We start from the raw sequence: 5,919 nt of genomic DNA, 5'->3' as shown, positions 1-5,919 counted from the left end.
CCGCTATAAGTGACCATCTCGTGAGGTATCTTAGCTGCTTCTAGCGTCTTACCCAAAGTCGCAAAGCTTTCTAGCGAGACAGATTGGTCAGCTGAGCCATGGAATACTAAGATTTCTCCTGTGGTATTGTCATAGCTTTGACCGGTTGGAATATCGAAAGCTCCATGAAAAGGTACAAAGGCTTTTTGCGGGAATCCTGAACGTGCTAGCTCTAACGCGACTGTACCACCAAAACAATAACCCATGGTTATGCCTTTGCGCACGTCATTGCCTTGTAGTCGTCCTGCATTTAACGCGCCTTGTAGTAAACGGCGCATCTTGCTGCGATCATCATATAGCTCGCCTGTTAGGCGTTTGTTTTCTTCAATAGATGTCGGGCGTACGCCTTGTCCAAACATATCTGCTGCCAAGACATTGTAGCCTTCAGTTGCCAACATGTCCGCGCGTTTACGCTCATAATCGGTTAGACCGTCCCAATCATGAATCAATAAAATAAAAGGCGCATTAGGCTCATCCGCTTTAGCATAATAGCCTTCGTAGGCCTCATCATCGACCGTATAGGTAACGTTTTTGGTAGTAATCGCGGCGGACGTTTGGCTAAAAGTCAGCGCCATTAGACCGACTGATGCACCTATTAGTAATGAGTGGTATTGTTTTTTGGATGGAGTGTTCGAAGTTGGTAACATGATAGATATCCTTATAGTTATATAAAAAGTAGTTGTAAAGTAGTTATAAAGTCAACGTATACAGTCAACCTATATAAACTCACTACATTGTCATCCTCGCTATAGTCATGCCACTATAAAATTATGACAGCGTCCGCTTGAAGTATGAGATATACGTCTACACTCGGCTGCCTTGTACTATGTTAAATGAAATCGACTATAATCAGACCAATATATTTACCAGAAATATTGGCTGCTTGATAAAAGAATACCTTAAAGAATAACTACATTACAAGGCTCTATTATTAATACCAACCTCTCTTTTAGACAGTCTAAAATTACTGATTTCGACTGCAAACTTTAACTAAATATCAACAAGGAGTGCAATGAGTCCATCATAGCTATTAGCTAGTATTAGAGACAGCTCTGTATAGAGCCTACTTTTAATGACTAGCTAGGAAGCATAATGAATAATAATATTGATCATACCGACCCCGCTAAAGACATGAATACCGAACGTGGCAATGGGGGTGAAACCCATCAGCGTGCTGGTGATGACGTCAAAGCTTTGACGACGCAACAAGGCGTTGTCATCTCCGACAATCAAAACTCTCTAAAAGCAGGCTCACGTGGGCCTACGCTGTTAGAAGATTTTGTATTACGTGAAAAAATCCATCATTTTGACCATGAGCGTATTCCTGAGCGTATCGTCCATGCGCGTGGTAGTGCTGCACACGGTTATTTTGAGCTGACAGAATCTCTAGAAGAGTACACCACGGCGAAGATTTTGACCGAGACAGATGAGCAGACGCCTTTGTTTACGCGTTTTTCAACTGTGGCTGGCAACAAAGGCTCAAAAGATACGCCACGTGATGTGCGCGGTTTTGCCGTAAAAATCTATACCGAAGAAGGCAATTGGGATATCGTTGGTAACAACATGCCGATTTTCTTTATTCAAGATGCGATGAAGTTCCCAGACTTGATTCATGCGGTAAAACCAGAGCCTGATCGCGGCTTTCCGCAAGCGGCATCTGCGCATGATACTTTTTGGGACTTTGTGTCACTAACGCCTGAAACGATGCACAATCTGATTTGGCTGATGAGTGACCGTGGTCTACCGCGTAGTCTACGGATGATGGAAGGCTTTGGTATCCATAGTTATCGTTTAATTAATAAAGAAGGCAAGAGTACCTTTGTACGTTTTCACTGGAAGCCAGTATTGGGTGTACAGTCAACCACTTGGGATGAAGCAGTGAAAATCTCAGGTGCAGATCCCGATTATCATCGTCGTGATTTGTTCGAATCAATCAACAATGGCGACTATCCTGAATGGGAGTTTGGCGTTCAATTATTTACCGAAGAAGAGGCCAATGAGTTTCCATTTGACCACCTCGATGCGACCAAACTGATTCCAGAAGAGTTGGTACCAGTTAAGACGGTTGGTAAAATGGTACTCAATCGTTATCCGGATAATTTCTTTGCAGAAACGGAGCAAGTCGCGTTTTGCCCATCACATCTACCACCAGGTATCGACTTCAGTAACGATCCATTATTACAAGGTCGACTGTTCAGCTATTTAGACACCCAGCTATCACGTTTAGGCTCACCAAACTTTGCACAACTGCCAATTAATGCACCAAAATGTCCGTTTGCTAATAATCAGCAAGATGGTCATATGCAAATGCAAATACCCAAAACCCGCACATAGTATGAGCCACAGAGTTTGGATACAACGAGACCACGTGAAAGCGTTAAAGAGGGTTTTGAATCATTTCATGAGCAGCTAGATGATGGAGTAAAAGGTCGCGTACGTGCAGAGAGTTTCGCAGATCATTACAGTCAGCCACGGATGTTTTATCGTAGCCAAACACCCACGGAGCAAGCACATATCGCAACAGCCTATGCCTTTGAGCTCGGTAAAGTAGATACAGCACATGTACGTGCTCGTATGCTTGGTCATCTGATTCATATCGATGAAGACTTGGCCAATCGTGTGGCGACCGCACTTGGTATGGAATTGCCAGAACCTGCGGATGCCGCTGCACCTGTACTAGATATAGCAACCTCTAAAGCGGTACAAACCATCGGTCTGACGCCTGACAGTCTAAAAGGTCGTCTGATAGGTATATTGGTCGCGGAAGGCTCTAAGAGTAGCGAGATTAAGAAGTTTGAAGACGCCGCTAAAGAGCAGGGCGCTAGTGTCAAAATAGTGGCACCTAATAAAGAGGTGGTGTTGGATGATGGCACACGCATACAAGCTGATGAGCGCCTCGCTGGTGGTCCGTCAGTGATGTTCGATGCTGTGGTGAGTATTATCATGCCTGATCAAGCTAAAAAGCTAGCCAAAGACAGCTCAGCCTTAGATTGGTTCAACGATGCGTATGGTCATTGTAAAGCGATTGCGTATTGCGGAGCAACGGATGAGTTTATATTGAGTAAACTGCCAATTGAAAAAGACAGTTTTGTTACGCCACTCGCTGAATTAGATAGCTTTATTGCAAATGCGAAGTCTCGTCTATGGAAGCGTGAGCCAAAGGTACGTGATTTGGCATAATTAATGTCATACGGTTTCTAGATACGTTAAGTTTTATATATTAAATGTTATACGTTAAGTTTTATCAAAAACCCAGCCTAAGCGCTGGGTTTTTTAGTGGGGGTAAAAAAGTGTGAGCGCTAATCACACTTTGTTAAAAGCGTGTCATTTTATAAGAAGATGCTATATTTCAATTACTTCATCCTTTATCGTAAAAATACGACATAACCCTTAAAGTGTGGACTGTTTTCCAAAAACCCTGCGCCGTGCCACTGACCACCTTCAATGATACCCACTTTAAAATCAAAGGGCACATTTTCTAGTTTTTTTAGATATCGAGAGTAATTGGTTAAAGTAGTTGTTCCTTGATAAGTTTGGATAACCAACTCATCGATGGCATCACCGAGCTGCATAAACTGAGGCTCCTCAGCTTGGTTTGACCAATCAAGCAATCCAGTTACGCTCAACTGATAATGCGCTGGTAGTTGCTTACGCACATTCCTCAGCAGTTGTGCGTACTTATCCAGTTGATAGGTGGGAGCATCATAGTCTATTTGAATCCCCATCACTTGATTGCCTGCTCGCTGCCACTTCTCTAAGCGCTCGATAAGCTGAGCCATCACTTCGTCTGACCATTCTTGACTGGTTGCACGATAGACGAGCCAGATTTTTTTATCATCTAAAGAGCGAACGCCTAGACCTTGCGGTGTCAGCGTTGCAAGTGCAGCATGATCTGCATTCTCATTAGTATTGGGACGATAGTACGGAATATTAGGCGGACGAATTTCACCTTGTAAGATATATAAGGTATGAGCTTGGCTCAGCTGGGTATCATCCTTGGGCGGTGTCCATATCCAAAACTGCTCATAATCTTTCGCATTAACAATTGCATCGCTAGTAGCAGCAGTATTAGTGGTGTGCCCAGCATTGAGGGCGATCTCTACTGATTGGGGTTGCTGCTCAGTTTTAGATTGATGCGTTGAAGCAAGGCTATAGACTGAGTTATAAATAATAGACGTAAGAACCAGTATGATTAAGCAAATAACCCCTAATACTAGCCCTCTATGTTTTTGCCAGTTTTTTATCAATTCAAAAAGCCTTTCAATTTACCAATAATATTTCTGGTTTTTCGCCCAGTTTGTATTTTTAAAGTCTGATTTTAAGCGTTTAAACCAAGCTTTACGAACTGACATGTCCACATTTTCATCGCTACAATGGTTCCTACCTGAACTTGCAAAGCAGCCAATCGCACGATGTAGCGCATAGGCTGATAACTCGTCATCTTGATTGCTGTTAAATGTAGATTGATAGATGTTCAATCGGTTTAGCGCTTGACCGTCAAAACGACTGGGTATATCACCTAAGTAAGGATAGCGATAGCCTGAATCGTTTTGATCAGAAGAATGATAGGAATTGTCATAATCTTCGAGATAGTAAGTTAAGTTTGAGTCATTCATAAACTCGGCTAGACATAGGGTTTGTAGTCTGTCTTTTGGGTTTTGGCTCAGGCGCGTCACTGTTTTCGTCAAGTCTTGGCAGTTTATGTTAGGACTAATTTGTTTACCCTGCCAATTAAACTCACTGAATGTAGGCAAGTATTTCAGTTTTTCGTCCTCACTATCAAAGCCTAAATACTTTTGGGCGTCTTTGGGGAGATAGTTCTGTCTGTATGTTAAATAATCAGCATAGCGCCCCTGTAGTAGTGATTTAGTCAGTAGCGCGTAACGGGCTTCTGCGCCAATCGTATCAGTAACCGAATGACGATCAGCAATTTGTCTCAATAGCACGGGATCGGCAGAATACTTGATTACTCGCATTTTTAAAGTTTGAGATTGTACCGTAGCGTTATTACCAAAAAATTTGCTGTAATCATTGGTTTGATCTGCTTGAAGCGCTAACGCCAGCTCGGTTATTCTGTTTTGAAACGGTTGTTTTGGCAATTGATGTAGGCGATCCCATATTGCGTTTGCCTCATTGATATCACCCGTTTGCTGCAATGCTTTGGCTTTTAGGACGTATTGGCTAAACCTTGAATATGACATCTCACTTGTCGGTACAGTAGTTGGTAAGTACTTTATAGCAAGTTTTGGATTGTTTTCCTGCACAAAATAATAGGTCGCTATGAGATACTGATATAGATCTGTGCGCTCTTTAAACTTGGGTTTTAGCTGCTTTAGCTCTGCTAATGTTAGCGGTTTAATAGAACTAAAAGAGTCAGCAGGTCTTAAGCGGTATAACGCAAAACTGGTGAGTAAAATGGGGTTATTTAGATCATTAATATTGAGTGGTTCATCAAAGTTTGCAAAAAATACTCTTTGTTCTATTTCTGCTGGCAATACGCGACTATCCAGATTAAACGCTAGTGAGTTGGTATGATCGATTTGCCACTCGATCTCATCAATCAGCTTATCTTGTCGATCTGCTAGCCAATAGAGCCGACGTTGTAAGCCGCGCGCTGAGGCAGTATAGTGGCCATCTTTAAAGCGGCTAAGGTAAGTATTGATGACCTTTTGAGTATTGGAAAACAGTCTTGGATCAACGGTCTCGCTCTTATAGCGGTAGTCTCCCATGCCGTGCTGATAAATACGATTAATACCAGTACGAATCAGCATATAATTGGCGGTATCGACCAGCCAAGCAAGTCCGGCATTGTTGTCTGTTTTAATATTGATTAACGCACTATAGAGATTATGAGCACTGTCAAAGTCTGATTTTTCACCC

The 5,919-nt window shown here is 42.5% G+C and carries 3 protein-coding genes and 1 pseudogene; 1 reads left to right on the top strand and 3 read right to left on the bottom strand.

Translation table 11 applies throughout. From position 1 onward, the window contains the following. Nucleotides 1-686 (bottom strand): dienelactone hydrolase family protein (locus ACT3SX_RS13460; protein ID WP_444519036.1); only part of this gene is annotated, 686 nt, incomplete at its 3' end. Nucleotides 687-1,131: 445 nt separating this feature from the next. Between ACT3SX_RS13460 and ACT3SX_RS13455 the strand changes: the two are divergent. After that, a pseudogene (locus tag ACT3SX_RS13455) lies at nucleotides 1,132-3,219 on the top strand (catalase). 185 nt (nucleotides 3,220-3,404) lie between these two features. Here the strand turns inward: ACT3SX_RS13455 and ACT3SX_RS13450 are convergent. Both ACT3SX_RS13450 and ACT3SX_RS13445 read right to left on the bottom strand, forming a co-directional pair. Beyond that, a complete protein-coding gene (locus ACT3SX_RS13450; RefSeq protein ID WP_192519658.1) occupies nucleotides 3,405-4,286 on the bottom strand; it encodes a DUF3142 domain-containing protein in 882 nt (293 codons plus the stop codon). 18 nt (nucleotides 4,287-4,304) lie between these two features. Continuing rightward, nucleotides 4,305-5,919: hypothetical protein (locus tag ACT3SX_RS13445; protein WP_444761781.1), on the bottom strand; the 1,615-nt coding region annotated here is incomplete at its 5' end.

This window comes from Psychrobacter sp. AOP31-B2-9 (assembly GCF_052378005.1).
GTDB lineage: Bacteria > Pseudomonadota > Gammaproteobacteria > Pseudomonadales > Moraxellaceae > Psychrobacter.
The sequence above is the reverse complement of the archived record's forward strand: the minus strand, read 5'-3'. Positions and strand labels throughout refer to the sequence as shown.